We start from the raw sequence: 25,157 nt of genomic DNA on the forward strand, positions 1-25,157 counted from the left end.
CTGTGGGGGGGGTTGGTTTCGTTCCGGGGGTACGTCACCAGCGGACGGGAAGGCACTTGACGCCGTAGGTGGTACCCGTGTGGTTGAACGGCAGTTGTTCTATCGGAGCGGCCAGGCTCAGCGTGGGAACGCGCTTGTAGAGCGTGCCGTAGACGACCTGGAGCTCCAGGCGGGCCAGGTTCTGGCCGAGGCACTGGTGGGGTCCGTAGCCGAACGCGTTGTGCTGACGCGCGGGGCGGCTCAGGTCCAGTCGCTCGCTCTCGGGGAACGCCTGCGGGTCCCAGTTGGCGGCGTGCAGGTCGAAGAGGATGCCGTCGCCCTCGCGGATGACCTGGCCGCCGATCTCGATGTCCTCCTTGGCGACCCGGCGCAGCCCCGAGTGGACGATGGACAGGTAGCGCAGCAGTTCCTCCACGGCGCCCGCGATGAACTTCGGGTCGTCGCTCTCGCGCAGCAGCGCGAGTTGGTCGGGGTGCTGCAGCAGGGCGAGGGTGCCGAGACTGATCATCGTGGCGGTGGTCTCGTGACCGGCGATCAGCATGGCGACGCCCATGTTGACGGCCTCCTGGTGGGCCATCTCGCCGGCCTTGACCCGGCCGGCCATCTCGGACAGCACGTCGTCGCCCGGGTTGTCGAGCTTCTCCCGGAACAACGTGTCCATGTACTGGCCCAGCGCCCGGCTCGCGGCCGACGCCTCCTCGGCCGTGAGGGAGCTGTCGAGGGCGCGGTTGCTGTTCTCCTGGAAGAACCCGTGGTCCTTGTACGGCACGCCGAGCAGGTCGGCGATGACGAGGGAGGGCAGGGGCAGCGCCAACGCCGTGAGCAGGTCGGCGGGGTTGGGCCCGGCGAGCATGGTGTCGATCAGGTCGTCGACGGTCTTCTGGATGGCGGGCCGCATGGCCTCGATCCGCTTGACGAGGAACGGGGCGTTGACCGACCGGCGCAGCCGGGTGTGTTCCGGGGCGTCGGTGTTGGTGATGAGCTTCGGCGTGTGCGGCGCGATCGCGGCCCGATGGGCGTTGACGTGGGGGAAGTCGGGCTCGTGGTCGTCGTTGCTGACGCGGGGGTCGGTGAGCAGTGCCCGCTGGTCGGCGTGACGGGTGATCAGCCAGGGCGTACTGCCGTTCCAGATGCGGACCTTGGCGATGGGTTGCTCGTCCCGCAGGGGTTCCAGGGCCGGCGGCGGAGCGAGCGGGCAGCGCAAGTCCCGGGGCATCGGGTACTCGGGAACCTCCGGGGCCGCGTCGGGCGTGGCGCCGGCCAGGGTGTCGGCCATGTCTCTCCTCGGTGGTGGGGGCTCCGGTCCAAGCGGAGCGCCGGGTGAAGTCGAGGCCTCGATGAACACATGCAAACAGAGTTGCCTGACGCCCCCCGGACCGTTTCCTGACAGAAAGCTGACGTGACCCGGATCACGTCCGCCACCTCGCCGCCGAACCAGCAGAACAGGACAGAAGTACCCAACCAGCCATCCTGACAGGGCAGTTCATACGGCACCCCCGCGCACCCGAGCAGACACCGAAGCCCGCAAGAAGGACCTCCACGAGACCGCCCCCGCCACCCGCCCCGGGACACCGAAGGGCGTACCGCAGGCCACCCCCGCAGTGACGCGTTTGCTACTTGATTAACTTCACACAAGACTCACTTCACGCCTTGCTTCCCGGGCGACCGAGCCAGTAGCCGAATCCGCGGCGGGTGTGGATCAGCGCCGGACCGCCCTGGTTCACCTTGCGCCGCAGCCGGGAGACGAGCTGCTCGATCGCGTTGTCCCCGCGGTACTCGCCCCAGACGTACCGGGCGATCTGCTCCTTGGACAGCACCTTGTGGGCGTTGCCCAGCAGATGGCGCAACAGCCGGAACTCCGCGGGCGTGAGGTCCAGCACCCGCTGTCCGCGCCGTGCCTGACAGGTGACGTCGTCCAGCACCAGATCGCCGTACTCCAGCACGCCCTCCCACCGTGAGAGCACCCTGCCGCGCAGTAACACCTGGACGCGCGCCAGGACTTCGGCGATCCGAAGGGGTTTGGTGACGTAGTCCAGCTCCCCCAGCCCGAGTTCCGGAAGGATCTTGCCCAGTTCGTCGTAGGCGGTCAGGAGGAGCACCGGCGGGCGGTGGGCGACCACGGGGCGGTGCCCCCCGTCGAACGTCTCCAGGTCCGGCAACGTCGTGTCGACGATCACGAGGTCGACCGATTCGTCGGCCAGCTGTGCCACCACCTCGCCGACCGTCGTCGTCGTGCCGGTCCGATAGCCCGCCAGTTCCAGCGTCGTCGAGAGCAGTTCGGACGTACCCGGATCGTCGGCGAGGATCAGAACGCGCTGGCCCTCTCCACGAGCGACCGAGGATTTCTCACTGCTGCTGCCGTACATGGGAAGACCATTCATCCAGGGCTCGTGCCACACACCGGGACGGCGGCGGCCGGCACACACGGGCGTCACTGAAGGCCCCATGGGGGCGCGAGAGAGTGGAAGAGCGAGGGGTACGGCGGCGGTCTCGGAGGGGACGCGGCACGCAGCGCGCCGGAGCGGGGACCTCGACCCCAAAAGCCCGGACCACGACGGCCGTACCAGCCGTCACCGCCCCTCAGAAGCGGCGGCACAGCACCGCGCGCGCCCGAACGTCGACGGGCAACGGGCAGCCGCTCGCATGGTGCGGTACCCCGGCCGTCAGGCGGGAGGCGCGGCCAGGACCGGCGCTTCAGCCGCGGTCGATTCGACATGGGCCAGGAAATCGTCGACCAGGCGGTGGACGAGGGCCGCGAGGTCCTGAAGCTCTTCGGGCGACCAGTCGGCCAGCGACATCTGCATGCCACGCCTGCACACCTCCTGTATGCGGTCGACGGCGTACCGCCCCGTCGGAGTCAGCTCGATGCGCTGGGCACGGCGGTCGTCGCGGTCGACGGCGCGCGTGACGTAGCCGGCCTTCTGGAGCTGCTGCACCTGCCGGGTGACATGGGACGCCTCGACCACCAGCCGGTCGGCCAACTCCCCCGGCCGCAGCGGCTTGGAGTCGGCGATCTGGCGCAGCACCGTCACGGCGGCCCGGTCCAGCGACACCCCGGCCGACGCCATGAGGCGCTCGTGCTGCCGGGCCCGGCCGGTCAGATAGGCGGCGCGGGTCAGGGCCCGCTCGATCTCGATCACTTCCGGCGCGGGGGCATCTGCCAGCGGTGGTGTGGGCATGGACCTCACCTTACTGACATTTGCCTAAGTCAAGCAACAGCTTGCGATTGCTTGACTCAAGTAACTCTCATATGCTTGCCTGACGCAATTAAGAAGCCGGTCGGTCGGCACCGGCAAGCGGCGCGGTGCGGCCCCGTCCGCCCGTACACCGAAATGACCCGTACACCGAAATGAGGAGACAGCATGAACACCACCGGGCTTCAGGACCGCAGTGTCGTCGTCACCGGCGCCGGAGGCGGCATCGGCCGGGCCGCGGCTCTGAGGTTCGCCGAGGAGGGCGCGAAGGTCCTCGTCGCGGACCTGAACCCGGAGGGCGCCCAGGAGACCGTCAAGTCGATCGAGAGCGCCGGGGGCACCGCTCTCGCCGTCATAGGTGACCTGAGCGACCAGACGGTGGTGGACACGGTCGTCGAGCGGGCCGTCGAGGCCTTCGGCGGGCTGGACGTCCTGGTGAACAACGCCGGGGTCATGGACCGCATGTCCGCCCTCGCGGACGTCGACGACGCCGAGTGGGAGCGCGTCCTCAGGGTCAACCTGACCGCCCCCTTCCTGCTGACCCGGGCCGCCCTGCCGCACATGCTGGCCGCGGAGCGCGGCTGCATCGTCTTCACCGCCTCCGAGGCGGGTCTGCGGGGCAGCGCCGCCGGTGCCGCTTACACCGCCTCCAAGCACGGTGTGATCGGCCTGGTGAAGAACCTCGCCGTCATGTACCGCAAGCAGGGCATCCGCGCCAACGCCATCGCCCCCGGCCCCACCATGACCGGCATCCAGGTCGACGCCGACAACGAGGCCCACGGGCCCGCGGTCGTGGGGCAGTTCATCGGCGCCAACATCGGCAGGCTCGGCAGCGCCGAGGAGCAGGCCGCCGCGATCGTCTTCCTCGCCTCCGACGCCGCCGCGTTCATCAACGGCGCGGTCCTGCCCGTCGACGACGGCTGGGCCGCCGTCTGACGCACTCCCCTGCCCTGGACACTCCGCCGATGCCGCTGTCGGCTGCGCGGCCACGGCAGTGAGGGTCCCGCCGCCGGCCCAGGCCGGTGACGGGACCCTCCTCATGGAGCGGTCACCAGGCCACCGGTAGTTCGTAGACGCCGTAGACCGCACCGTCGTGCTTGTAGGGCAACTTCTCCGCCTCGGTGGCCAGCCGCAGCGTGGGGACGCGCCGGTAGAGGGTGCTGTAGACGACCTGGAGCTCCAGCCGGGCCAGCGGCTGGCCCAGGCACTGGTGCACCCCGAAGCCGAAAGCCACGTGACGGCGGGCGTCGCGTCCCAGGTCGAGGTGGTCCGGGTCGGTGAAGACCTCGGCGTCCCGGTTGGCGATCTCGTTGGGGAAGACGATCCCTTCGCCCGCGCGGATCACCTCCCCGGCCACCTCGATGTCCTCCAGCGCGACCCGGCGCCGCCCGCTGTGCGTGACGTTGAGGTAGCGCAGCAGTTCCTCCACGGCCGCGGCGATCGCCTTCGGGTCGTCCGTGTCGCGCAGCCGCGCGAGCTGGTCGGGGTGCTCCAGCAGGGCGACCGTGCCGAGGGCGATCATGTTGGCCGTGGTCTCGTGCCCGGCGAGGAGCAGGAGCACGCCCATCTGGGCCGCCTCGTTGCGGGACAGCTCACCGTCCTTGACCCGGGTCACCAGGCTGGACAGCAGATCGTCGGCGGGGTGGGCCAGCTTCTCGCCCATCAGGTCGTCGAGGTAGGTGAGGAGTGCGCCGTGGGCGGCCGTCCGCTCTTCGACGGACAGGCTCTGCTTGACCAGGGCGCTGCTGTTGCGCTGGAAGAAGTCGTGATCGTCGTACGGCACTCCGAGCAGTTCGCAGATGACCAGTGAGGGCACGGGCAGCGCGAACGCCTGGACCAGGTCGACCGGGTTGGGGCCGGCCAGCATCTCCTCGATCAGATCGTCCACGATCTTCTGCACGGCCGGGCGCATCGCCTGCACCCGCTTGACGGCGAACGAACCCGTCACCATCCGGCGCAGCCGGGCGTGTTCGGGATCGTCCATGAGGATGAAGCTGATGTTGTTCCGGCCGTTGCTGGGGGCCGACCTCGGGTAGCCGGGCCGCGTGGCGTCGGCGCTGACCCGGGGGTCGCCCAGCAGGGCGCGCTGATCGGCGTGCCGGGTGACGAACCAGGGCGTGCTGCCGTCCCAGATGCGGACCCTGGAGAGCGGCTCCTCCTGCTGCTGGGCCTGGAGCCGGGGCGGCGGATCGAACGGGCAGCCCGCCGCCCGGTCCATCGGAAACGACAGGATCCCGGAGTCGGCCGCGCGGTCTTCCGCCGGGTTCGACGTGATGGTCATCGGTTCACCCATTCCTTGAGCCCCTGCGGGCTCGTGACGTGTGGTGGGGGGCATGGGGTACGGAGGGGTCGAAAGGCGTCGAGAGGGGTCGGAGCGTGCGCCCGGGACGGCTCAGGTGTCCTCGTGCACGGCGATGGCACTGGCGGGGCACATGTCGGAGGCCTCACGGACCGCCGCCCGCAGGTGCTCCGGGGGTTCCTCGTCGAGGAGGACGACGATGCCGTCCTCCTCCCGCTGATCGAACACTTCCGGTACGAGCAGCACGCAATTGCCGGCGCCGCAGCATTTGTTCTGGTCGGCGGTTACTTTCATGGTCGCTTCTCCCTGTCCGCGGGCTTTCTTTCGGGGCCGCAACGGGTCGAGTCGCGTGTGAGGAAGTGTCAGGAATTCGGTTCAGGGATGGGGTCGGGTCCGGTCGGGACTCCGGGACTCCGGGGCGGCGGAGCCCCGGACGTCGTCATGGGCGGTGCGTCACCGGGGCCAGCCACAGGCCCAGGATGGCGTCGACGAGGCCGGTGGCGGTGTCCTGCCAGCTGGCCCGGGGCGTAGGAGTGCCTTCGGCGAGGGCCCGTTCGCGTTCGGCGCACATGTGCACTATGAGCTGGCGGGCCATGGCGCCGCGCTCGGCGTGAACCTCGGGAGGCAGGTCGGGCAGCCGCCGGTTCACCTCGTCGACGATCTGCCGCAGGGACGCGGAGGCGAGGGACTCCTCGACGAGGATCCGGTGGAGCGCCGGGTCGGTCATCACCTGGGCGCAGAACCGCGCGTACCACGTGGGGCTGCCGAGGGCCGCCAGGTGCTCGGGTATCGGCCGCACCAGACAGTCCACCCAGTCCCGTACGTCGCTGGAGTCGCGGGTCGCGGTCAGCAGCCGCGCGCGGATCTCCTCGATCTGCTCGGCATGTCTTCGTGCGACGGCGCGGACCAGGTCGGCCTTGGTGCCGAAGTGGTAGCCGACCGCGGCGTTGTTGCCCTGGCCGGCGGCCTCGCTGACCTGACGGTTCGACACGGCGTACACACCGTGCTCGGCGAACAGCCGCTCCGCCGCGGTGAGGATGAGCTCCCGCGTGACACCGGCCCGCTCCGCCCGTACCGTCCTGTCCGCCCTCACCGTCCGGTCCGCCACGGTCACCACCGCACCGGGACTTCGCTCAGGCCCCCGACGGCGAGTCCCTCGAGCCGCCGCAGGTCCTCGGCCGGGACGGCGAGGTCCAGCGAGGGAAGACGGCGCAACAGCACATCGAGGGTGGTCTGCAGTTCCGTGCGGGCCAGGGCCTGACCGAGGCAGGAGTGCGGGCCGACGCCGAACGCCAGATGGGGGTTCGGGCTGCGGCCGAGCGTCATCTCCTCGGCGCCGTCGAAGGCGGTCTCGTCCCGGTTGGCGGCGGCCATGCTGCACACCACGGTCGTGCCGGCCGGCAGGACCGTGCCGGAGACCTCGATGTCCTCGCCGATGTACCGGGGCATCCCGACGCCGGCGTTGGCGTCGAAGCGCAGGGCCTCCTCCACCGCGGACCGGACCAGCAACGGGTCGGCCAGCAGGCTCTCCCAGCGCTGCCGGTCGGACAGCAGCATGGCCACCATCTTCCCGATCATGTTCGCGGTGGTCTCGTGCCCGGCGACCAGCAGGCCCTGGCCGGTGGCCACGAGTTCGCGGTCGCTGAGCCGGTAGCCGTCGGGCGCGGTGGCGGTGGTGAGTTCACTGAGCAGGTCGTCGCTCGGGGCCTTCCGCTTCGCGGCCACATGGGTGGCCATGTAGTCGGTGAACTCCGCCTGGGCCGCGTCGACCTCGTCCTGCCGGTAGCGGGTCAGGTTGAGCATGGTGTCGGACCAGTACGAGAACCGGTCGCGGTCGGAGTCCGGTACGCCGAGCAGGTCGCAGATCACCCACACCGGCAGCGGGAAGGCCAGGTGCGCCTTGAGGTCCGCGGGACGGCCGTGCTCCAGCATGCCGTCGATGAGCTGGTCGGCCATGGCGTCGATCCTGGGGCGCAGGGCGGCCATGCGCTTGGCGGTGAACCACTTGCTCACCATCCGGCGCCACCGCTGGTGTTCCTCACCGCTCTGCGGGAGCGCCGTGGACAGCTCGCTGTTGAACACGCCGCCCGAGTCACTGTCCGAGAACCGCGCCGCGCCCTCTGCGTTCAGCTGCCTGCTGAAGCGGGCGTCGGCCAGCACCTGTCTGACGTCCTCGTAGCGCGTCAGCAGCGAGGCCTCGTCCCCGCTGGGCAGTGTCACCCGCGCGACGGGGCACTGCCCGCGCAGTTCGGCCCATTCCGCGGGGGCGGCCAGGGCCGTCGCCCCGGTCATGGGGTAGCTGGGCGGCTGGTCGCCGTCGCTCGGACTCATCGCGTCCTCCTGTGATCCGGTGGTCGCTACGAGCCCAGGCAATCCCACCCGCCTCAGCCAAGTCAAGCAACTGACTTAAAACGTGCCGAGTTCCAGCCAAGGGGGCGAGGTACGGCGACCAGCCGCACTGCGCACTGTTCAGACACGTCCCCACCTCCGACACAGATCGCCCACGACAGACGCCGAGATCCCGCAGTACACCGAATCAACCGGAACAGAACTCGCCGGAAGCGTTGACGTGGTCGCACTCCAAATCTATCTTCTGGTCGATCTTCCGTACGGCGTTCGACATTTCGAACGATCTGTGACCCTGCCCGGCACCGCCCGTCCCCACCCCCGCGCAGAGACGAGGAACGCATGGCACCGGCCCTCCCCAGACGAACCCTCCTCCAGGCCGCGCTGCTCGGCACGGCGGCACCGGCGATGACGTACGCCGCCACCGGACGGGCAGCCGCGGCCACGGTGCCGGCGCCGTCCGCCTGGACCCTGCGGCCGTTCGAACTGAAGGACGTCGAGCTGGGCCCGGGCGTCTTCGCCGCCAAGCGCCGGCTGATGCTCGACCACGGGCGTGGTTACGACGTGAACCGGCTGCTCCAGGTCTTCCGCGCGGGCGCCGGGCTCTCCACGGGCGGCGCCGTGGCCCCCGGCGGCTGGGAAGGGCTGGACGGCGAGGCCAACGGCAATCTGCGCGGCCACTACACCGGCCACTTCCTCACCATGCTGTCGCAGTCCTACGCGTCCACGGGGGACCAGGCGTACGCCGACAAGATCCGGACCATGGTCGGTGCCCTGACCGAGGTACGTGACGCGCTGCGCCGCGACCCACGCGTGCTCAGCGTGACCGGACGGTTCGGTACCGCCCACGAGAACGTCCGGGGCTCGTACCAGTACATCGACCTGCGGGCCGCGGTGCTCGGCGGTGCGCCGGCGATCACCCTGTCTGCCTGGGTGAAGCCCACGCACGACGCCAACTGGACCCGGGTCTTCGACTTCGGCGACAACACCACCCGCTACCTGTATCTGGCCGCCCGCAACGGCAGTGGCGTACCGCGCTTCGCCATCACGACCGGCGGACCCGGCGGCGAGCAGGCACTCAACGGCACCGCCGCACTCCCGCTCGACCGGTGGAGCCATCTGGCGGTGACGATCAGCGGCAGCACCGGCACGCTGTACGTCAACGGCGCGGCCGTCGCCCGGAACACGTCGATGACCCTCAACCCGGCGGCGCTGGGCACCCTGAGAAACAACTGGCTGGGCCGCTCCAACTTCTCGGCCGACCCGGTGTTCGCGGGCGCCCTCGACGAGTTCAACATCTGGTCACGAGCCCTGACCGCCGCCGAGATCACGGCGCTCCAGAACGACCCGGCCTCCGCGACCCCGGCCGGCCGGGGCGACCTGGCGTCGTACGACTTCTCCGAGACCACCGGCGGCACCTTCGCGGACGCCTCCGGCCGAGGCCTCACCGCCACCCTGCGCCGCACCTGGGGCGGGCCGAGCCATCCCGGGTTCCTCGCCGCGTACCCGGAGACCCAGTTCATCGAGCTGGAGTCGATGACCAGCGGCGACTACACCAAGGTGTGGGCGCCGTACTACACCGCGCACAAGATCCTCAAGGGCCTGCTGGACGCCCACCTCGCCACGGACGACGACCGGGCGCTCGACCTCGCGTCCGGCATGTGCGACTGGATGCACTCCCAGCTGTCCAAGCTGCCCGACGCCACCCTGCAGCGGATGTGGGGCATCTTCTCCAGCGGCGAGTTCGGCGGCATCGTCGAGACGATCGTCGACCTGCACTCGATCACCGGCAGGGCCGAACACCTCGCGCTGGCCAAGCTGTTCGACCTCGACAGGCTCATCGACGCCTGCGCCGCGAACACCGACACGCTCGACGGCCTGCACGCCAACCAGCACATCCCGATCTTCACCGGCTACGTCCGGTTGTACGACGCGACGGGCGAGACCCGCTATCTCACCGCCGCGAAGAACTTCTGGGGCATGGTCGTCCCGCACCGCATGTACGGCATCGGCGGGACGAGCACGGCCGAGTTCTGGAAGGCCCGCGGGGTCATCGCGGGCACGATCAGCGACACCAACGCCGAGTCCTGCTGCGCGTACAACATGCTCAAGCTGAGCCGGATGCTGTTCTTCCACGACCAGGACCCGAAGTACATGGACTACTACGAGCGGGCCCTGTACAACCAGGTCCTCGGCTCGAAGCAGGACAAGGCGGACGCGGAGAAGCCGCTCGTCACGTACTTCATCGGCCTCAGGCCCGGGCACGTGCGCGACTACACCCCCAAGCAGGGCACGACCTGCTGCGAGGGCACCGGCATGGAAAGCGCCACGAAGTACCAGGACTCGGTGTACTTCAAGAAGGCCGACAGCAGCGCGCTGTACGTCAACCTGTACAGCCCCTCCACCCTGACCTGGTCCGAGAAGGGCGTCACCGTCACACAGACCACGGACTACCCGAGGGAACAGGGCTCCACGCTCACCGTCGGCGGCGGCAGCGCGGCCTTCGAGCTGAAGCTGCGCGTGCCGTCGTGGGCGACGAGCGGCTTCCGGGTGACCGTCAACGGCAGCGCGGTCAGCGGCACTCCGGCCGCGGGCAGCTACTTCACCGTCCCCTCCCGGACCTGGCGCAGCGGCGACACCATACGCGTCACCGTCCCGTTCCGGCTGCGGGTCGAGAAGGCGCTCGACGACCCGTCCCTGCAGACGCTGTTCTACGGTCCGGTCAACCTGGTCGGCCGCGACGCGAGCACCAGCCATCTCCAGGTCGGGCTGTACGGCAACGCGGCGCTCTCCGGCGACCTGCTGCCCTCGCTCACCCCCGTGCCGGGCAGGCCGCTCCACTACACGCTGAACGGTGTCGAGTTCGCCCCCTTCCACGAGGGCACCGAGGACCCGACGCACGCGTACGTCCGGCGCTCCGAGCCCAAGGTCGTCTTCGGGAACACCGACTCCGAGGTCGCCAACCCGGCGAAGCCCGACGGTACGACGCTCCTGGACGAGATCTGGGCGGGGGCGCCGTTCGCCAACAAGGGGGCACTGGTGACACGGGTGCGGTCGACGGTGAACTCGTGGGTGTCGGCGGGCCTGCTCTCCCAGGTCGACGGACAGAAGGTGGTCACCACGGCGCAGAACGCGAGGTACGTGGACTGACGGCGGATCGTGGGGGATCGGGCGCGCGTGCTGCTCCGGGGGGGCCGGTGCACTCGGCGCCCGTGGCTCCCTGTAATGATTCGCCTGCCCATTCCGATCACCTGCAGGGCAGGGGGGCTCCTCCGGCAGCTCAGGCACCGGAACCGGCTGCGAAGACGGGTACTGACAGGCCCCCCACCTTCGCCGTCCAGTTCCTGAACCCGGCAGGCCGCGACTTCTTCCCCGAGTGGGACGCGTTGCCGACATCTGGACTGTGCCTGACCCTTCCGGGTCGGGCACACCCTGGGATTGCCGCCCCGCCGGACGCTGAGCCGGTCACCTCGGCTTAGCGTCTCTGGAACTCTTAAGGATCCTGGGTTACCGCCGGGCTGATCGGCGAACTGGTCACCCGCAGCGACGAGTTCCGTACGGCCTGGGCCAAGCACAATGTGCGCCTGCACCTCACCGGCAGCAAGTCCTTCCGCCACCCGGAAGTCGGTGACATCACCCTCGACTTCGACGCGATGGCGCTGCCCGCGCATCCGGGGCTGACCCTCACCGCCTACAGCGCGGAACCCGGCACGCCCGCCCACGACGCCCTTCAGCTGCTGTCCGCCTGGGCCGCCACCGAGGACGCCGGGACGGCGACCGTCACTGACGGCCACCGCTGAAGCATGCGTCTCCACCCGGTGAGCGCGAGAAACGACCGTGCGACCGTGCGTGCGACCGGAAGTACGATTACCCATGCCCATCCGTGTCCTGCTCGCCGACGACCAGGCCCTCCTGCGGGCCACCTTCCGCATCCTGATCGACTCCTGCGACGACATGGAGGTGGTCGACGAGGCCACGGACGGCACCGAAGCCGTCGACCTGGCGCGCGTGCACCGTCCCGATGTCGTCCTCATGGACATCCGGATGCCGGGCACCGACGGTCTGTCCGCCACGACCACGATCTGCGCCGACCCGGAGCTGTCGGGCACCCGGGTCCTCATCCTGACCACGTTCGAGATCGACGAGTACGTCGCCCGGGCGCTGCGCGCGGGTGCGAGCGGCTTCCTCGGCAAGGACGTCAGCGCCGACGCACTCCTGGACGGCATCCGCACCGTGGCGTCCGGCGAATCACTCCTCTCCCCCGTCGCCACCCGCACCCTCATCACCCGCTTCCTCAGCACCCTCGCGCCCAGCACCCGGCTGGGCCCGCCCGACGCCCTCTCCGCCCTCACCACCCGCGAGCGCGAGGTCATGGCGCTGGCCGCCGAGGGGCACTCCAACGACGAGATCGCCGGCAAGCTGGTCGTCAGCCCGCTGACCGTACGCACCCACGTCCACCGCGCCATGGCGAAACTGGGCGCCCGCGACCGCGCCCAACTGGTCGTCATCGCCTACCAGTCGGGCCTCGTCCGGGCGGCACCGCCGGACTGACCGCCGACCTAACTAGCCGTTCCGCGGGCCCGCCGTGGTGCTGCGTATGACGAGGTGGGGTGCGATCACCGTCTCGTTGCCGGAGGTCTCGCCGTCGGATGCCGCCTCGCCCTCCAGCCGTGCGACGGCCCGGCCCACCGCCAGGTCGGCGAGGCGGCGGACGTCCTGGCCGACGGTGGTGAGGTCGATGTGCGCGAGACGGGCGAGGTGACTGTCGTCGAAGCCGACCACGGAGATCTCGTCGGGCACGGGGACGCGGGCGCGCAGGAACGCGTCGAGGACTCCGGTGGCACAGCGGTCGTTGAAGGCGACGACGGCGGTGGGCCGGGGGTCGTCGCCGAGGAGGGTGCGCGCGGCCGCGGCGCCGTCCTCCTCGGTCAGACCACCGGGCAGGACGCGGGCACGGTCGGCGAGGCCGTGACGGTTCATGGCGGTGCGGTAGCCGCGGCGCCGGTCCGCGGCACCGGGTGCCCTGCCGCCGTCGATGTGGACGATGTCGCGGTGCCCGAGGGAGACGAGGTGGTCGACGGCCCGGCGGGCGCCCTCGTCGTCGGCGGTGCGGACCACGTCCACGCCGGGCACGGCCGGACGCAGCCGCCGGGCCACGGACACCACCGGCAACTGGGCCGCCAGTTCCGCGAGGAGTGCGGCGGGGGCCTGCGGGCCGAGCAGGATCAGCGCCTCGCAGCGGTCGCCCAGCAGGGTCTCCACGGCGTGGCGCTCACCGCGGCTGGGGGCGACGGCGCTGAGGGCGATCTGGTAACCGGCGGGCTCGGCGGCGGCGTAGACGCCCTCCACCAGGTCGGTATGGAAGGGCTGTTGCAGGCCGAACTGCACGCCGAGCAGCCGTGAGCGGTTGCTGCGCAGCAGCCGCGCGCGGGCGTCGGGCCGGTAGCCGATCTCCCGCGCCGCCTCCAGGACCCGCTCCCGGGTGGCTGCGCCGGCGCCCTTGGCCCCGCGCATCACGATGGAGACCAGCGCGACGGACACGCCGGCCCGCGCCGCCACGTCGGCGAGCGTGGGGCGCTTCCCCTCCGGGACCCCTGGGGTCGGTGGCACCGCCTGCCTCCCTGCTCGGTCCTGCTCGGTCCACTCCTCCAGCCGTCGATCGTAGACCAGACGGGAAGCGGAGAACACGCTGGCCGGAACTACTGCAACGTTCTAGTCATCAGGCTCCACGAAGCCTTGACAGGACGTCCGGCGAGTGGCGTACTGCTGCTCGATCCCTAGAACGTTCTAGTCATTTCCAGTCCGGGTCAATCCCCGGGTGTATCCCAGAGAGAGGGAGCGTCGTGACGTACACACTGGCGGTCTGCGCCGAGATGGTCTTCCGGGACCTACCCGTGGAGGAGCGGGCCCGGCGCATCCACGACGCCGGTTTCCAGGTCGAGATCTGGGACTGGACCCGGCACGACCTGACCGCGCTGGAGCACTCCGGGGCGACCTTCTCCTCCATGACCGGCTACATCCGCGGCAGCCTCACCGACGAGGACGGCGCGGCCGAACTCCTGCGCACCGCCGAGGAGTCGGTCAAGGCTGCCCAGCGGATCGGCTGCCCCCGGCTGAACCTGCACGGCACCGGTCTGGACGGCGAGGGCCTGCCGCTGGTGCCGGTGCCGGGCGAGCCCACCGGCCCGATGTGGATCGCGGCCCACCGGACGCTCACCCGTGTCGCCGAACTGGGCGAAAGCGCCGGCGTCACCTTCACCCTGGAGAACCTGAACACGGCCGTGGACCACCCCGGGGTGCCGTTCGCGAAGGCCGCCGACACGCTGGCGCTGGTAGCCGCCGTGGACCGCCCCGGCCTGCGCATGAACCTGGACCTGTACCACGCCCAGATCGGCGAGGGGAACCTGATCGAGCTGGTCCGCCGGGCCCACGGGCTGGGTCTGATCGGAGAGATCCAGGTGGCCGACGTACCCGGCCGCTGCGAGCCGGGCACCGGCGAGATCAACTACCCGGCCGTCGCCCGCGCCCTCACCGATCTCGGCTACGACGGCACGGTCGCCATGGAGGCCTGGGCCTCCCAGGACAGCGAAAGCGCACTGGAGCGCTTCCGCACCGCGTTCACCCCCGCCTGACCCACAGCGACAATCCACCGGCTTCCCACCCACGTACGGAGAACCCGCATGACCACCCACCAGCCCCTCGCCGTCGGTCTCATCGGCGCCGGACGGATGGGCTCCTTCCACGCCGAGACCCTCGCCCACCGCCTCCCCGGCGTACGGCTCGCCGCTCTGGCCGACCCGGCTCCGGGTGCGGCGCAGCGCCTCGGTGACCGGCTCGGCTGCCCGACGGCGTACACCGAGATCGGGGACCTGTTCGCCGATCCGCAGGTGGACGCCGTGGTGATCGCCACCCCGGCCCGTACCCACGCCGGTCTCGTGGAGGCGGCGGCCCGGGCGGGCAAGGCGGTGTACTGCGAGAAGCCCATGGCCGTCACCCTGTCGGAGGCCGACCGCGCCATCGCCGCGGCACGCGAGGCGGGTGTTCCGCTCCAGGTGGGCTTCAACCGCCGCTACGACACCGGGTTCCGGGCCGCCCACGACAAGATCGCCGCCGGCGGTATCGGCACCCCGCAGCTGCTGCGCTCGCTCACCCGCGATCCGAAGCTGCACGACCCGGCGCCGATCCCGCCGTGGACGATCTTCCTGGAGACCCTGATCCACGACTTCGACACCCTGCGCTTCCTCAACCCGGGCGCCGAGCCGGTCGAGGTCTTCGCCTGGGCCGACGCCCTGGTCCGCCCCGACTTCAAGGACCGCGGCCTGCTCGACACCGCCGTGGTCACCATCCGCTTCGACAACGGCGCCCTCGCCACCGCCGAGGCCAACTTCCAGGCCGTGTACGGCTACGACGTGCGCGGCGAGGTCTTCGGCTCGGCCGGCATGCTCACCATGGGCGACATCCGGCGCAGCCACCTCACGTCGTACGGCGCGGACGGCGTCGCCGCCGACTGCGTCACCTACGACCAGGATCTGTTCCACGACGCGTACGTCGCCGAACTGGCCGACTTCACCGACAGTGTGCGCACCGGCCGGGCCCCGGCCGTCACCGGTGAGGACGCCCGCGCCGCCCTGTCGATCGCCCTCGCCGCCATCCAGTCGGTCACGACGGGCGGCCCCGTCCGCGTGGACGAGCTCAAGAACGAGTGACGCGACGCGTGACGCGGCACCCGCCCCGCCCGGGAATCCCGGTGCGCTCCAGGCGTTGAACTCCATGTGAGCTCAAGCATCGCGCAGACCCGGTTCTCGGTCCTCGACCGCTCCCGCACCCGTGAGGGGCACGAGGCCGCCGAGGCGTTGCGGGACACGGTCGGGCTGGCGCGGGAGCTGGAGGAGCTGGGGTATCACCGGATCTGGGTGTCGGAGCACCACGGTGTACCCGGAGTCGCCGGTTCCGCGCCCACCGTACTGGCGGCGGCCGTCGCGGCGGCCACGCGACGTATCCGGGTGGGCACCGGGGGTGTGATGCTGCCCAACCACCAGCCGTTCGTCGTGGCCGAACAGTTCGGGGTCCTGGAGTCCCTCTTCCCGGGGCGGATCGACATGGGCCTGGGCCGGTCCGTCGGCTTCACCGACGGGGTGCGCAGGGCCCTGGGGAGGGACAAGTCAGACGCGGACGACTTCGCCGGGCAGCTCGACGAACTGCTCGGCTGGTTCCGCGGCACGTCTCCCACCCGTGCGCACGCGCGCCCGGCGGAGGGACTGGCCGTGCCGCCGTTCGTGCTCGCGATGGGCGAGGGTGCCGGCATCGCCGCCCGTGCGGGCCTGCCGATGGTCATCGGCGACCTGAGGAACCGCGAGAAGATGCAGCGCGGCATCGACCACTACCGCGCGGCCTTCCGGCCCTCCCCCTGGGCGCGGGAGCCGTACGTCGTGATCTCCGGCACGGTCGCGGTGGCCGCCACGCCCGAGGAGGCCCGGCGTCTGCTGCTCCCGGAGTCCTGGTCGATGGCGCACGCGCGCACGCACGGCACGTTCCCTCCCCTGCCGCCGGCCGGGGAGGTCGAGAACCGCACGATGACCGACAGGGAACGCGGCTTCTACGAGTCCGGCCTCACCGGCCATATCGCCGGTACCGAGGAGCAGGTCGCCCACGAACTGGAGACGGTGCTGAAGGAGACGGGTGCGCAGGAACTCCTCGTCACCACGAGCACGTACGACCGTGAGGCCCTGCTGGACTCCTACCGGAGGCTTGCCCGGATCATCGAGGCCGGCTGACGGCGTCGAGCAAGTGCACCGTCCGGAGCAGGTCCAACGGACTCAGGCGAGCCAGTCCGCGTAGTGGGTCGAGGCGATGCGGGCATCACCGTGGGCGATCAGGAAGTCGCCCGGGACGGCCGCGAACATGCCGGCGGTGTCATCGGTGACGACCGAGCGCCCGTCGCCCTTGACCGTGACGGTGATCCGGCCCAGATCATCGAGGGTGTAGACGTCGGGGCCGGCGATGTTGAGGATGCCGTTCAGCGGAGGGCCGGCGGCGACTTCGGCGACGGTGCCGGCGACCTCCGCCGCGGCGATGGGCTGGATCGGCGTGTGCGGCAGGCGGACCGTGCTGCCTTCGGCCGTCTCCGACATCACCGCGTCCATGAACTCCATGAACTGCGTGGCGCGGACGATGGAGTACGGGATCGGACCGGCGGTGAGGATCTCCTCCTGGAGCGTTTTGGCCCGGTAGTAGTCCAGTTGGGGCACCTGATCCACACCGACGATGGACAGCACGACGAAGTGGCCGACACCGGCCCTCTCGGCCGCGGCCAGGAGGTTGTTCATGGACGTGCGGAAGAAATCGATCGAGGCCTCGTCGAACGTCGGGGAGTTGCTCAGGTTGACGACGACGTCAGCCCCTGCGACGGCTTCCTCCAGGCCCTGGCCCGTGATGATGTCGAGGCCGGTGGACAGGGAGTGCGGCACGGCCTGGTGCCCGGCTGCCCTCAGGCTCTTCACGACCTGCGACCCGATCAGTCCGGTTCCTCCGACAACTGCGATCTTCATGACCACTCCTTGATCTTCAGCGACTCTTGCCCGATTTACGCCCCATGGGCTACATGTGCCTTTTGGAGGCCACGGGTCCCGGTGTACCCAGAAATCAAACCCGGACATCATTTATCCGGGATAATACTCGGACAACACATGTCCGAGTCAAGCGGGGCGTTGTTAGGATGACGGCGTGAAGATGTCCGGCGGTGTGGAGTGGGCACTGCACTGCTGCGTCGTGCTGACATCCGTGCAAGTGCCTGTGCCTGCCGCACGGCTCGCGGAGTTGCACGATATTTCGCCCACATACCTCGCCAAACAGCTCCAGGCCCTCTCACGGGCCGGGCTCGTGCGATCAGTACAGGGAAAGTCGGGCGGCTACGTCCTCACCCGATCCCCCGCGCAGATCACGGTGCTGGACGTCGTCGAAGCGGTGGACGGGCCCGGCGACGCATTCGTCTGCACGGAGATACGCCGGCGCGGCCCGCTGGCGACCCCGCCCGAGTCGTGCACCGCGCCCTGCGCGATCGCCCGCGCCATGGCCGCCGCGGAGTCGGCACGCAGGGAGGCCCTGCGGGCTGTCACCATCGCCGACCTGGCCACCGACGTGGAGTCCGACTCCGGGGACGGCACCTTGGCCGGTGTCGGCACCTGGTTGACCTCAGTCGACTGACGCAGGCCCGGACACCCGACGCCCGCTGAAGGCGCGCGGCCTGACGGACGCGGGCCGCACTGTGCCTTCGCTGCGAAGCACGTTGCGCGCGCCTGGACTTGACGAACAGGGTCACCGCCGAACGAGAGACCGGCATCGGCCCAGACAGCGGTGGCCGACACGAGATCGTCCGTTCCGGGCAAGCCGACGGAGGTGTGGCGCAGTGTCGGAGAAGGACTCAGTGGACGTGGCGGCCGGGCAGGAGAGCCCGGCGGCGTTCGGACCCAGGATGCCGGCGGACGTCAAACCGCCCTTCTTTCCCGAGGGTGCGTCGGGATGACCGTCCTCGTCGAGTGGCCCCCCTCCCCGGTCACCCCGGGGCAGCTCCGCACCGCCACTCGGGGCCGGCTTTCGGTTATGTGATCGAGGGGGCGGTCCGGTTCGAGCTCGAGGGTGAATCGGAGCGCGTGGTCCAGGCCGGTGAGACGTTCTGGGAGCCGGGTGGCGACGTGATCCACAACCAGGACGGCAACGCCCTGTCGGACACGCCGAGCAAGTTCGTCGTGTTCATGCTGTGCGCGCCGGGTCAGGAGATGTTCACGTTCGTCGACGAGGCGGAGCAGAAGGAGCGGGCGCACCTGCGTGCCCCGCGCCCCTCCGCGGGCTGACCCGCGAGTTCGATACGGGAAGCCGGGGACCGGGCCGCGGGTCGGGGCCGTCGTAGGGGCCCGGCCCATCGGACCGGGCCCCTCGTTCACGTGCGGTGGGGCTCCTGGTGCGCTCCCAGTCCCGCCGACAGCTCGGCGGCACGGGCCAGTGCGCGGCGGTCGGGGCGGCTGCCCGGCGGGATCGCGTCCCGTACCTCGACCTCGGCCACCAGACCGCGGGCCGTCGCCACCCGCCACAGGGAGGCGAGCAGGGTGTCCTCGCCGACGAAGGCGGGGACCGTACTGGCGGCGCCGTCGCCGCGGCGGTAGTGGATGCGCACGGGCTGAACGGGCACGCCGGCGTCGAGGGCGGCCTGGAAAACGGCGCGGCGGAAGGTGCCCCGGGCGCGTCCGCACCAGGTGCTGCCCTCGGGGAAGGCCGTGACCGCGGCACCGGCGCGCAGGGCTCCGGCGATGCGGGCGACCGTCTCCGGGAGCGCCCGCAGCCGGTCCCGTTCGATGAACAGGACACCGCTCCGCGCCACCAGCGGACCCGCCACGGGCCACTGCCGGATCTCGGTCTTGGCGAGCATCCGGGCCGGACGCACGGCGGCGAGCAGCGGGATGTCCAGCCAGGAGATGTGGTTGGCGACGAGGAGCACACCGCCGGCGGGCGCGGTGGCGCCGACGACGCGGACCCGGACACCCGCGGCCCGCACGATCGCCCGGCACCACCACCGCACCGGTCCGGCCGGGATCCGCCGGCCGAACGGCAACAGCACGATGCCCCCGAGCACAAGGACCGCCACCGCTGTCAGCCGCAGCACCGCCCGGGGCACGGCCGCGGCGGGTCCCGTCGGCTCCACACACGCCCCCGGAGTGCACGGCGCGCTGGGCAGCCAGACGCTCATCAGGCTGGTACGAGCGACAGGAAGTGCCGCAGATAGCGCGAGTTGACCCGGCTCATCGGCAGCAGCACGTACAGGTCGGCGACGCCGAAGTCCGGGTCGTGCGCGGGCTCGCCGCACACCCAGGCGCCGAGGCGGAGATAACCGCGCAGGAGCGGGGGCAGTTCGGTTCGCTGCTGGGGCCGGGCCACGCCGTCCGAGTCCCACGGGAGCAGGGGCCGTACCCGGTACTCCTCGGGAGCGAGGTGCTTGGCCCGCACCCGGTCCCACGTGGCCGCGGCGAGCGCGCCGCCGTCGGCGAGCGGAAGGGAGCAGCAGCCGGCCAGCCACTCATGGCCGCCGTCGACCATGTACCGCGCGATCCCGGCCCAGATCAGGCCTATGACCGCGCCGTCGCGGTGGTCGGGGTGCACGCAGGAGCGGCCGACCTCGACGAGCCCGGGGCGGATCGCGCCCAGCGGCGTGAGGTCGAACTCGCCCTCCGAGTACAGCCGCCCCGCGACCGCGGCCCGCTCGGGCGGCAGCAGCCGGTAGGTACCGACGACCTGGTCGGTGACGGTGTCGCGGACGAGCAGGTGGTCGCAGTACGCGTCGAAGGCGTCGACGTCGAGGCCGGGCTGCGGGGTGGACAGCAGCGCGCCCATCTCGCCCGCGAAGACGTCGTGACGCAGCCGCTGGGCGGCCCGGACGTCGGCCTCGGTGCGGGCGAGGGTGACGGTGTAGCGGGTGGGCGCGACCGCCTGCGACGGGCTGTCGAGCGTGGATACGCCGGTCATGGCTGGCTCTCTCCTGGGGACGGGGCCGGATTTCGGCGGGAGCTGAGCGGGCCGCCGGTTGGCTACGGCGTGCTCGCTCCTGTTTTCCCGACGCCAACTGACCGGCGCGTAACCTTCGCAGAGAGACGGGGTGTGGGGTTGTTGAATGGCAGGGGGCGGCTGCGCGAAAGAGCTTGGCGGGGCCGGGGAGCACCACCCCCGGCCCCGCCCGTCCGCACCTGACCGGCGAACGTCTTGAGGGGCCCGTGCCCCGAAGGGGCGCGGGCCGTCAGGGGCGCGGGGCTGTGTCCATGTGCGGCTCCGCCGCGTGGGCGCGACCAGCCACAAAGGACCCGCAGCCCGAAACCAACAACGCCCCTATGGCGCTACCGCTTCGCCGCCTTCCGGGCCGCCCGCAGCCACTCCTTGTTCATGCTGGTGATAGAGACCAAGGGGATCCCCTTGGGACAAGCCGTGGCGCATTCCCCCGTCAAGGTGCACCCTCCGAACCCCTCGTCATCCATCTGCGCCACCATGTCCAGCACCCGCGTCTCCCGCTCGGGAGCACCCTGCGGCAACACGTTCAGATGGTTGACCTTGGCCGAGGTGAAGAGCATGGCCGCCCCGTTCGGGCAGGCGGCCACACACGCCCCGCACCCGATGCACTCGGCGTGCTCGAACGCGAAGTCCGCGTCCGGCTTCGGCACCGGCGTCGCATGGGCCTCGGGTGCGGCACCGGTCGGCGCGGTGATGTAGCCGCCGGCCTGGATGATCCGGTCGAAGGCCGACCGGTCGACCACCAGATCCTTGATCACCGGGAAGGCCGACGCCCGCCAGGGCTCGATGTCGATCGTGTCGCCGTCCTTGAAGGACCGCATGTGCAGCTGGCAGGTCGTCGTGCGCTCGGGTCCGTGCGCCTCGCCGTTGATCACCAGACTGCACGCGCCGCAGATGCCCTCGCGGCAGTCGTGGTCGAAGGCGACGGGGTCCTCGCCCTTGAGGGTGAGTTCCTCGTTGAGGGTGTCCAGCATCTCCAGGAAGGACATGTCGGACGAGATGCCGTCCACCTCGTACGTGGACATCGCTCCGTCGGCGTCGGCGTTCTTCTGCCGCCAGACGCGCAGGGTGAGCTTCATGCGTAGCTCCGCTGGGTGGGGTGGACGTACTCGAAGACGAGGTCTTCCTTGTGCAGGGTGGGCGCCGTGCCCGTGTCGGTGAACTCCCAGGCGGCCGCGTACGTGAACTCGTCGTCCTTGCGGGCGGCCTCGCCGTCGGCCGTCTGGGACTCCTCGCGGAAGTGGCCGCCGCAGGACTCGGTGCGGTGCAGCGCGTCGAGGCACATCAGCTCGGCGAGTTCGAGGTAGTCGACGACGCGGTTGGCCTTCTCCAGCGACTGGTTGAACTCCTCGCCGGTGCCGGGCACCTTGATGCGCCGCCAGAACTCCTCGCGGATCTGCGGGATGCGTTCGAGCGCCTTGCGCAGCCCCGTGTCGGTACGGGCCATGCCGCAGAACTCCCACATCAGCTCGCCGAGTTCGCGGTGGAAGGAGTCGGGGGTGCGGTCGCCGTCGACGGACAGCAGCAGGCTGAGGCGGTCCTCCGTCTCGGCCAGTACCTCCTGGACGTCGGGGTGGTCGACCGTGACCGCGCAGTCGTCGTGATGCGGATTGCGCGCCAGGTAGTCGTTGATGGTCGACGGGAGCACGAAGTAGCCGTCGGCGAGCCCCTGCATCAGGGCGGAGGCGCCGAGTCGGTTCGCGCCGTGGTCGGAGAAGTTGGCCTCGCCGATCGCGAACAGGCCGGGGATGGTGGTCTGCAGGTCGTAGTCCACCCACAGTCCGCCCATCGTGTAGTGCACGGCGGGGTAGATCCGCATCGGTACCTCGTACGGATCCTCGTCGGTGATCCGCTGGTACATGTCGAAGAGGTTGCCGTACTTGGCCTCGACGGCCTTCCGCCCCATGCGCCTTATGGCGTCGGCGAAGTCCAGGTACACGCCCTGCCCGCCGGGACCGACCCCCCTCCCCTCGTCGCAGACGTTCTTCGCGGCGCGGGAGGCGATGTCGCGGGGGACGAGGTTGCCGAACGACGGGTAGATGCGCTCCAGGTAGTAGTCGCGCTCGTCCTCGGGGATCTCGTTCGGGAGGCGCCGGTCGCCCTTCGCCTTCGGCACCCAGATGCGTCCGTCGTTGCGCAGCGACTCGCTCATCAGCGTCAGCTTGGACTGGTGGTCGCCGGTGCGCGGGATGCAGGTGGGGTGGATCTGGGTGAAACACGGGTTGGCGAAGTACGCGCCGCGCCGGTGCGCCCGCCAGATCGCGGTGGCGTTGGAGTTCATGGCGTTCGTCGACAGGTAGAAGACGTTGCCGTAGCCGCCGCTCGCCAGGACGACGGCGTCCGCGAAGTACGTGTCGATCTTCCCGGTGACGAGGTCACGGGCCACGATCCCGCGCGCCCGCCCGTCGATCACGATCAGGTCGAGCATCTCGGTGCGCGGATGCATCTCCACGTTCCCGGCGGCGATCTGCCTGCTCAGCGCCTGGTAGGCGCCGAGCAGCAGTTGCTGTCCCGTCTGGCCGCGGGCGTAGAAGGTCCGCGACACCTGGACACCGCCGAAGGAACGGGTGTCGAGCAGGCCGCCGTACTCACGCGCGAACGGCACGCCCTGCGCCACGCACTGGTCGATGATCTCGACGGAGATCTGTGCCAGCCGGTGGACGTTGGACTCACGCGCCCGGAAGTCGCCGCCCTTGACGGTGTCGTAGAAGAGCCGGTGGATGGAGTCGCCGTCGTTGCGGTAGTTCTTCGCCGCGTTGATGCCGCCCTGCGCGGCGATCGAGTGGGCGCGGCGTGGGGAGTCCTGGTAGCAGAACTGCACGACGTGGTAGCCCTGTTCGGCGAGTGTGGCGCCCGCGGAGCCTCCGGCGAGGCCGGTGCCGACGACGATCACCGTGTGCTTGCGGCGGTTTGCGGGGTTGACCAGCTTGGCCTCGAAACGGCGCTTGTCCCAGCGCTCGCCCACGGGCCCGGACGGGGCCTTGGCATCGACGACCGGCTCACCGGTCGCGTAATCCACGTACTCAGCAGTCATGTTCAGCTCACCACTCCGGTCATGACGCCCACGGGTACGGCGATGAAACCGGCCGTGAGCAGCAACGCGAGGACGCCTGCAACGGTCTTGAGGGCGCGGTCGCGGGTGCGGCTGCCCGCACCGAGGGTCTGGGCCGCGCTCCAGAAGCCGTGCCGGATGTGCAGGCCGAGCGCGAGCATCGCGACGATGTAGATGACGTTGCCGTACCAGGTGGAGAAGGTGTCCACGACGTTCTGGTAAGGGCGGCCCTCCTGGAAACCGCCCGGGTGCACGGTGCCGGTCGTCAGGTCCAGGACGTGCCAGACGATGAACAGGCCGAGGATCACCCCGCCCCAGCGCATGGTGCGCGTGGCGTAGCTCGCCCGCGGCTTCTTGTGCACGTACTTGTCGGGGCGCGCCTTGATGTCGCGGCGGCTGAGCTGGTACGCGGAGACGGCGTGGGCGACGACCGCGACGACCAGCACGACGCGGATGAGCCACAGCGTCCACTCGTAGTGCATGAAGGGTTCGCCGACGGTCCGCAGCCAGTGCGCGTAGCGGTTGAACTCCTCCACCCCGAAGAAGATCTTCAGATTGCCGATCATGTGGGCGACCAGGTACAGCAGCATGATCAGGCCGCTGACCGCCATGACGGTCTTCTTGCCGACGGAGCTGTCCCACACCGTGCGCGCCATGGACGGCCGTCGGTCCGTCCGCGTTGCGAGAGCCATGCGCACGACGCTAGAGCGGGAACAGGCGATCGGTCCAAGACATGGTACGGCTTGATTCGATAGGACTGGCCTATCGTGAAGGGATGCAGTTCCAACAGCTCCAGTACTTCGTGGCCGTCGCCGAGACCCGGCACTTCACCCGGGCCGCGGAGCTCGTCCATGTCGCCCAGCCCTCACTGTCCCAGCAGATCCGGGCGCTGGAGCGGGAGCTGGGGGCCGACCTGTTCCGGCGGGCGCGCGGCAACATCACGCTGACCGACGCGGGCGAGGCGCTGCTGCCGCTGGCCCGGCGGATCCTGGCGGACGCGGACACCGCCCGGCAGGAGGTGGCCGAGCTGGCCCAGCTGCGACGCGGACGGGTGCGGCTCGGCGCGACCCCGAGCCTGTGCACGGGCCTGCTCCCGGACGTGCTGCGCGCCTTCCACGACCGCTATCCCGGGATCCGGCTGCTGATCGAGGAGAGCGGCTCGCACGATCTGGTACGGGAACTCGCGCGAGGTGAGCTGGATCTGGCGCTGGTCGTCCTTCCTCTGCCCACCCCTTCGCCCGCGCTGACCACGGTGGAGGTGCTGCGTGAGGACCTGGTGGTGGTGTCGTCGCCGGAGGCCCGGACACCTGGGCGGGGGCGGCGTACGGTGCGGATCTCCGACCTGGAGGGTGAGCGTCTGGTGATGTTCCGGCACGGGTACGACCTGCGCGAGCTGACTGTCGCCGCGTGCCGCGCGGAGGGCTTCGAGCCCGACTTCGCGGTCGAGGGCGGTGAGATGGACGCGGTGCTGGGGTTCGTGCGGGCCGGGCTGGGGGTGGCCGTGGTGCCGCGGATGGTGGCCACGCGGTCGGGGCGGGGGCTGCGGGTGACGCCGTTGGCGCGGCCGGGACTGCATCGGACGATTGCGCTGGCCCATCGGACTGATGTGGCTCCGCCCCGGGCCGCGCGGGAGTTGCAGCGGATGTTGCTCTCGACGACGTCCGTGCCGTGAGGAGGACGGGATTTTCGCCCCCGCCGCCCCTACCCATTCCCCCTG

At 70.4% G+C, this 25,157-nt stretch carries 22 protein-coding genes and 2 pseudogenes; 10 read left to right on the plus strand and 14 right to left on the minus strand.

Features of this window, described 5'->3' with window-relative positions; genetic code table 11:
- Window positions 1-34: 34 nt before the first annotated feature.
- The 3 genes from FPZ41_RS16045 to FPZ41_RS16055 all read right to left on the minus strand — a co-directional run bounded on the left by FPZ41_RS16045 (window position 35) and on the right by FPZ41_RS16055 (window position 3,179).
- On the minus strand, window positions 35-1,276 hold the full coding sequence (locus FPZ41_RS16045; RefSeq protein WP_152863201.1) for a cytochrome P450: 1,242 nt from the start codon (window positions 1,274-1,276) through the stop codon (window positions 35-37).
- Window positions 1,277-1,643: 367 nt separating this feature from the next.
- Window positions 1,644-2,366 (minus strand): response regulator transcription factor, encoded by a 723-nt coding sequence (locus FPZ41_RS16050; RefSeq protein ID WP_152863203.1) that lies wholly within the window; start codon window positions 2,364-2,366, stop codon window positions 1,644-1,646.
- Window positions 2,367-2,663: 297 nt separating this feature from the next.
- The gene (locus FPZ41_RS16055) at window positions 2,664-3,179 is read right to left on the minus strand and encodes a MarR family winged helix-turn-helix transcriptional regulator (protein ID WP_152863205.1); all 516 of its coding nucleotides are present in this window, start codon (window positions 3,177-3,179) and stop codon (window positions 2,664-2,666) included.
- Window positions 3,180-3,362: 183 nt separating this feature from the next.
- Here FPZ41_RS16055 and FPZ41_RS16060 point away from each other — a divergent pair, with 183 nt between their 5' ends.
- Complete coding sequence (locus FPZ41_RS16060) at window positions 3,363-4,130, plus strand: SDR family NAD(P)-dependent oxidoreductase (RefSeq protein ID WP_131560344.1); 768 nt, start codon at window positions 3,363-3,365, stop codon at window positions 4,128-4,130.
- Window positions 4,131-4,242: 112 nt separating this feature from the next.
- On the opposite strand, the gene FPZ41_RS16065 is transcribed toward FPZ41_RS16060, so the two are convergent.
- The 4 genes from FPZ41_RS16065 to FPZ41_RS16080 form a co-directional block, all read right to left on the minus strand.
- On the minus strand, window positions 4,243-5,475 hold the full coding sequence (locus tag FPZ41_RS16065; protein WP_152863207.1) for a cytochrome P450: 1,233 nt from the start codon (window positions 5,473-5,475) through the stop codon (window positions 4,243-4,245).
- Window positions 5,476-5,586: 111 nt separating this feature from the next.
- Complete coding sequence (locus tag FPZ41_RS16070) at window positions 5,587-5,787, minus strand: ferredoxin (RefSeq protein ID WP_152863209.1); 201 nt, start codon at window positions 5,785-5,787, stop codon at window positions 5,587-5,589.
- Window positions 5,788-5,932: 145 nt separating this feature from the next.
- The gene (locus FPZ41_RS16075) at window positions 5,933-6,601 is read right to left on the minus strand and encodes a TetR/AcrR family transcriptional regulator (protein WP_322620298.1); all 669 of its coding nucleotides are present in this window, start codon (window positions 6,599-6,601) and stop codon (window positions 5,933-5,935) included.
- Window positions 6,602-6,603: 2 nt separating this feature from the next.
- A complete protein-coding gene (locus FPZ41_RS16080; protein WP_152863211.1) occupies window positions 6,604-7,824 on the minus strand; it encodes a cytochrome P450 in 1,221 nt (406 codons plus the stop codon).
- 357 nt (window positions 7,825-8,181) lie between these two features.
- Between FPZ41_RS16080 and FPZ41_RS16085 the strand changes: the two genes are divergently transcribed.
- The 3 genes and pseudogenes from FPZ41_RS16085 (at window position 8,182) to FPZ41_RS16095 (ending at window position 12,390) form a co-directional block, all read left to right on the plus strand.
- A complete protein-coding gene (locus tag FPZ41_RS16085) occupies window positions 8,182-10,989 on the plus strand; it encodes a beta-L-arabinofuranosidase domain-containing protein (protein ID WP_152863213.1) in 2,808 nt (935 codons plus the stop codon).
- A gap of 362 nt (window positions 10,990-11,351) precedes the next feature.
- Window positions 11,352-11,639, plus strand: a pseudogene (locus FPZ41_RS50245) (MmyB family transcriptional regulator); the annotation flags it as partial.
- Between the two features lie 73 nt (window positions 11,640-11,712).
- Window positions 11,713-12,390, plus strand: a complete 678-nt coding sequence (locus FPZ41_RS16095; RefSeq protein ID WP_152863215.1) for a response regulator transcription factor — start codon at window positions 11,713-11,715, stop codon at window positions 12,388-12,390.
- A 12-nt stretch (window positions 12,391-12,402) separates the two neighbouring features.
- Here FPZ41_RS16095 and FPZ41_RS16100 read toward each other — a convergent pair whose 3' ends face one another.
- Window positions 12,403-13,449: a LacI family DNA-binding transcriptional regulator gene (locus tag FPZ41_RS16100; protein WP_322620299.1), complete on the minus strand. Its 1,047-nt coding sequence runs from the start codon at window positions 13,447-13,449 to the stop codon at window positions 12,403-12,405.
- Window positions 13,450-13,682: 233 nt separating this feature from the next.
- Between FPZ41_RS16100 and FPZ41_RS16105 the strand changes: the two genes are divergently transcribed.
- From FPZ41_RS16105 to FPZ41_RS16115, 3 genes are all read left to right on the plus strand, one after another.
- Window positions 13,683-14,471: a TIM barrel protein gene (locus tag FPZ41_RS16105; RefSeq protein ID WP_322620300.1), complete on the plus strand. Its 789-nt coding sequence runs from the start codon at window positions 13,683-13,685 to the stop codon at window positions 14,469-14,471.
- A gap of 48 nt (window positions 14,472-14,519) precedes the next feature.
- On the plus strand, window positions 14,520-15,545 hold the full coding sequence (locus tag FPZ41_RS16110) for a Gfo/Idh/MocA family oxidoreductase (RefSeq protein ID WP_152863217.1): 1,026 nt from the start codon (window positions 14,520-14,522) through the stop codon (window positions 15,543-15,545).
- A 66-nt stretch (window positions 15,546-15,611) separates the two neighbouring features.
- On the plus strand, window positions 15,612-16,613 hold the full coding sequence (locus FPZ41_RS16115; RefSeq protein ID WP_322620301.1) for an LLM class flavin-dependent oxidoreductase: 1,002 nt from the start codon (window positions 15,612-15,614) through the stop codon (window positions 16,611-16,613).
- A 42-nt stretch (window positions 16,614-16,655) separates the two neighbouring features.
- Here FPZ41_RS16115 and FPZ41_RS16120 read toward each other — a convergent pair whose 3' ends face one another.
- Window positions 16,656-17,387, minus strand: coding sequence for an SDR family oxidoreductase (locus FPZ41_RS16120; RefSeq protein WP_152863219.1), 732 nt, complete (start codon window positions 17,385-17,387; stop codon window positions 16,656-16,658).
- Window positions 17,388-17,568: 181 nt separating this feature from the next.
- On the opposite strand from FPZ41_RS16120, the gene FPZ41_RS16125 reads away from it, so the two are divergent.
- Window positions 17,569-18,042, plus strand: coding sequence for an RrF2 family transcriptional regulator (locus FPZ41_RS16125; protein WP_152863254.1), 474 nt, complete (start codon window positions 17,569-17,571; stop codon window positions 18,040-18,042).
- Between the two features lie 268 nt (window positions 18,043-18,310).
- Window positions 18,311-18,689 (plus strand): annotated as a pseudogene (locus tag FPZ41_RS16130) (cupin domain-containing protein).
- 86 nt (window positions 18,690-18,775) lie between these two features.
- Here FPZ41_RS16130 and FPZ41_RS16135 read toward each other — a convergent pair.
- From FPZ41_RS16135 to FPZ41_RS16155, 5 genes are all read right to left on the minus strand, one after another.
- Window positions 18,776-19,579 (minus strand): lysophospholipid acyltransferase family protein, encoded by an 804-nt coding sequence (locus FPZ41_RS16135; protein ID WP_152863221.1) that lies wholly within the window; start codon window positions 19,577-19,579, stop codon window positions 18,776-18,778.
- Window positions 19,579-20,352 (minus strand): GNAT family N-acetyltransferase, encoded by a 774-nt coding sequence (locus FPZ41_RS16140; protein WP_152863223.1) that lies wholly within the window; start codon window positions 20,350-20,352, stop codon window positions 19,579-19,581. Before FPZ41_RS16140 ends, FPZ41_RS16135 begins: the two co-directional genes overlap by 1 nt.
- A 365-nt stretch (window positions 20,353-20,717) precedes the next feature.
- The gene (locus tag FPZ41_RS16145) at window positions 20,718-21,467 is read right to left on the minus strand and encodes a succinate dehydrogenase/fumarate reductase iron-sulfur subunit (RefSeq protein WP_152863225.1); all 750 of its coding nucleotides are present in this window, start codon (window positions 21,465-21,467) and stop codon (window positions 20,718-20,720) included.
- Entirely contained in the window at window positions 21,464-23,422 is a 1,959-nt protein-coding gene (locus FPZ41_RS16150; protein WP_152863228.1) for a fumarate reductase/succinate dehydrogenase flavoprotein subunit, read from the minus strand. Before FPZ41_RS16150 ends, FPZ41_RS16145 begins: the two co-directional genes overlap by 4 nt.
- 2 nt (window positions 23,423-23,424) lie before the next feature.
- A complete protein-coding gene (locus FPZ41_RS16155; RefSeq protein ID WP_152863256.1) occupies window positions 23,425-24,096 on the minus strand; it encodes a succinate dehydrogenase in 672 nt (223 codons plus the stop codon).
- 119 nt (window positions 24,097-24,215) lie between these two features.
- Between FPZ41_RS16155 and FPZ41_RS16160 the strand changes: the two genes are divergently transcribed.
- A complete protein-coding gene (locus FPZ41_RS16160) occupies window positions 24,216-25,112 on the plus strand; it encodes a LysR family transcriptional regulator (protein ID WP_152863230.1) in 897 nt (298 codons plus the stop codon).
- Window positions 25,113-25,157 lie beyond the last annotated feature (45 nt).

The sequence above is a fragment of the Streptomyces acidicola genome, assembly GCF_009377235.1.
Lineage (GTDB): Bacteria > Actinomycetota > Actinomycetes > Streptomycetales > Streptomycetaceae > Streptomyces > Streptomyces acidicola.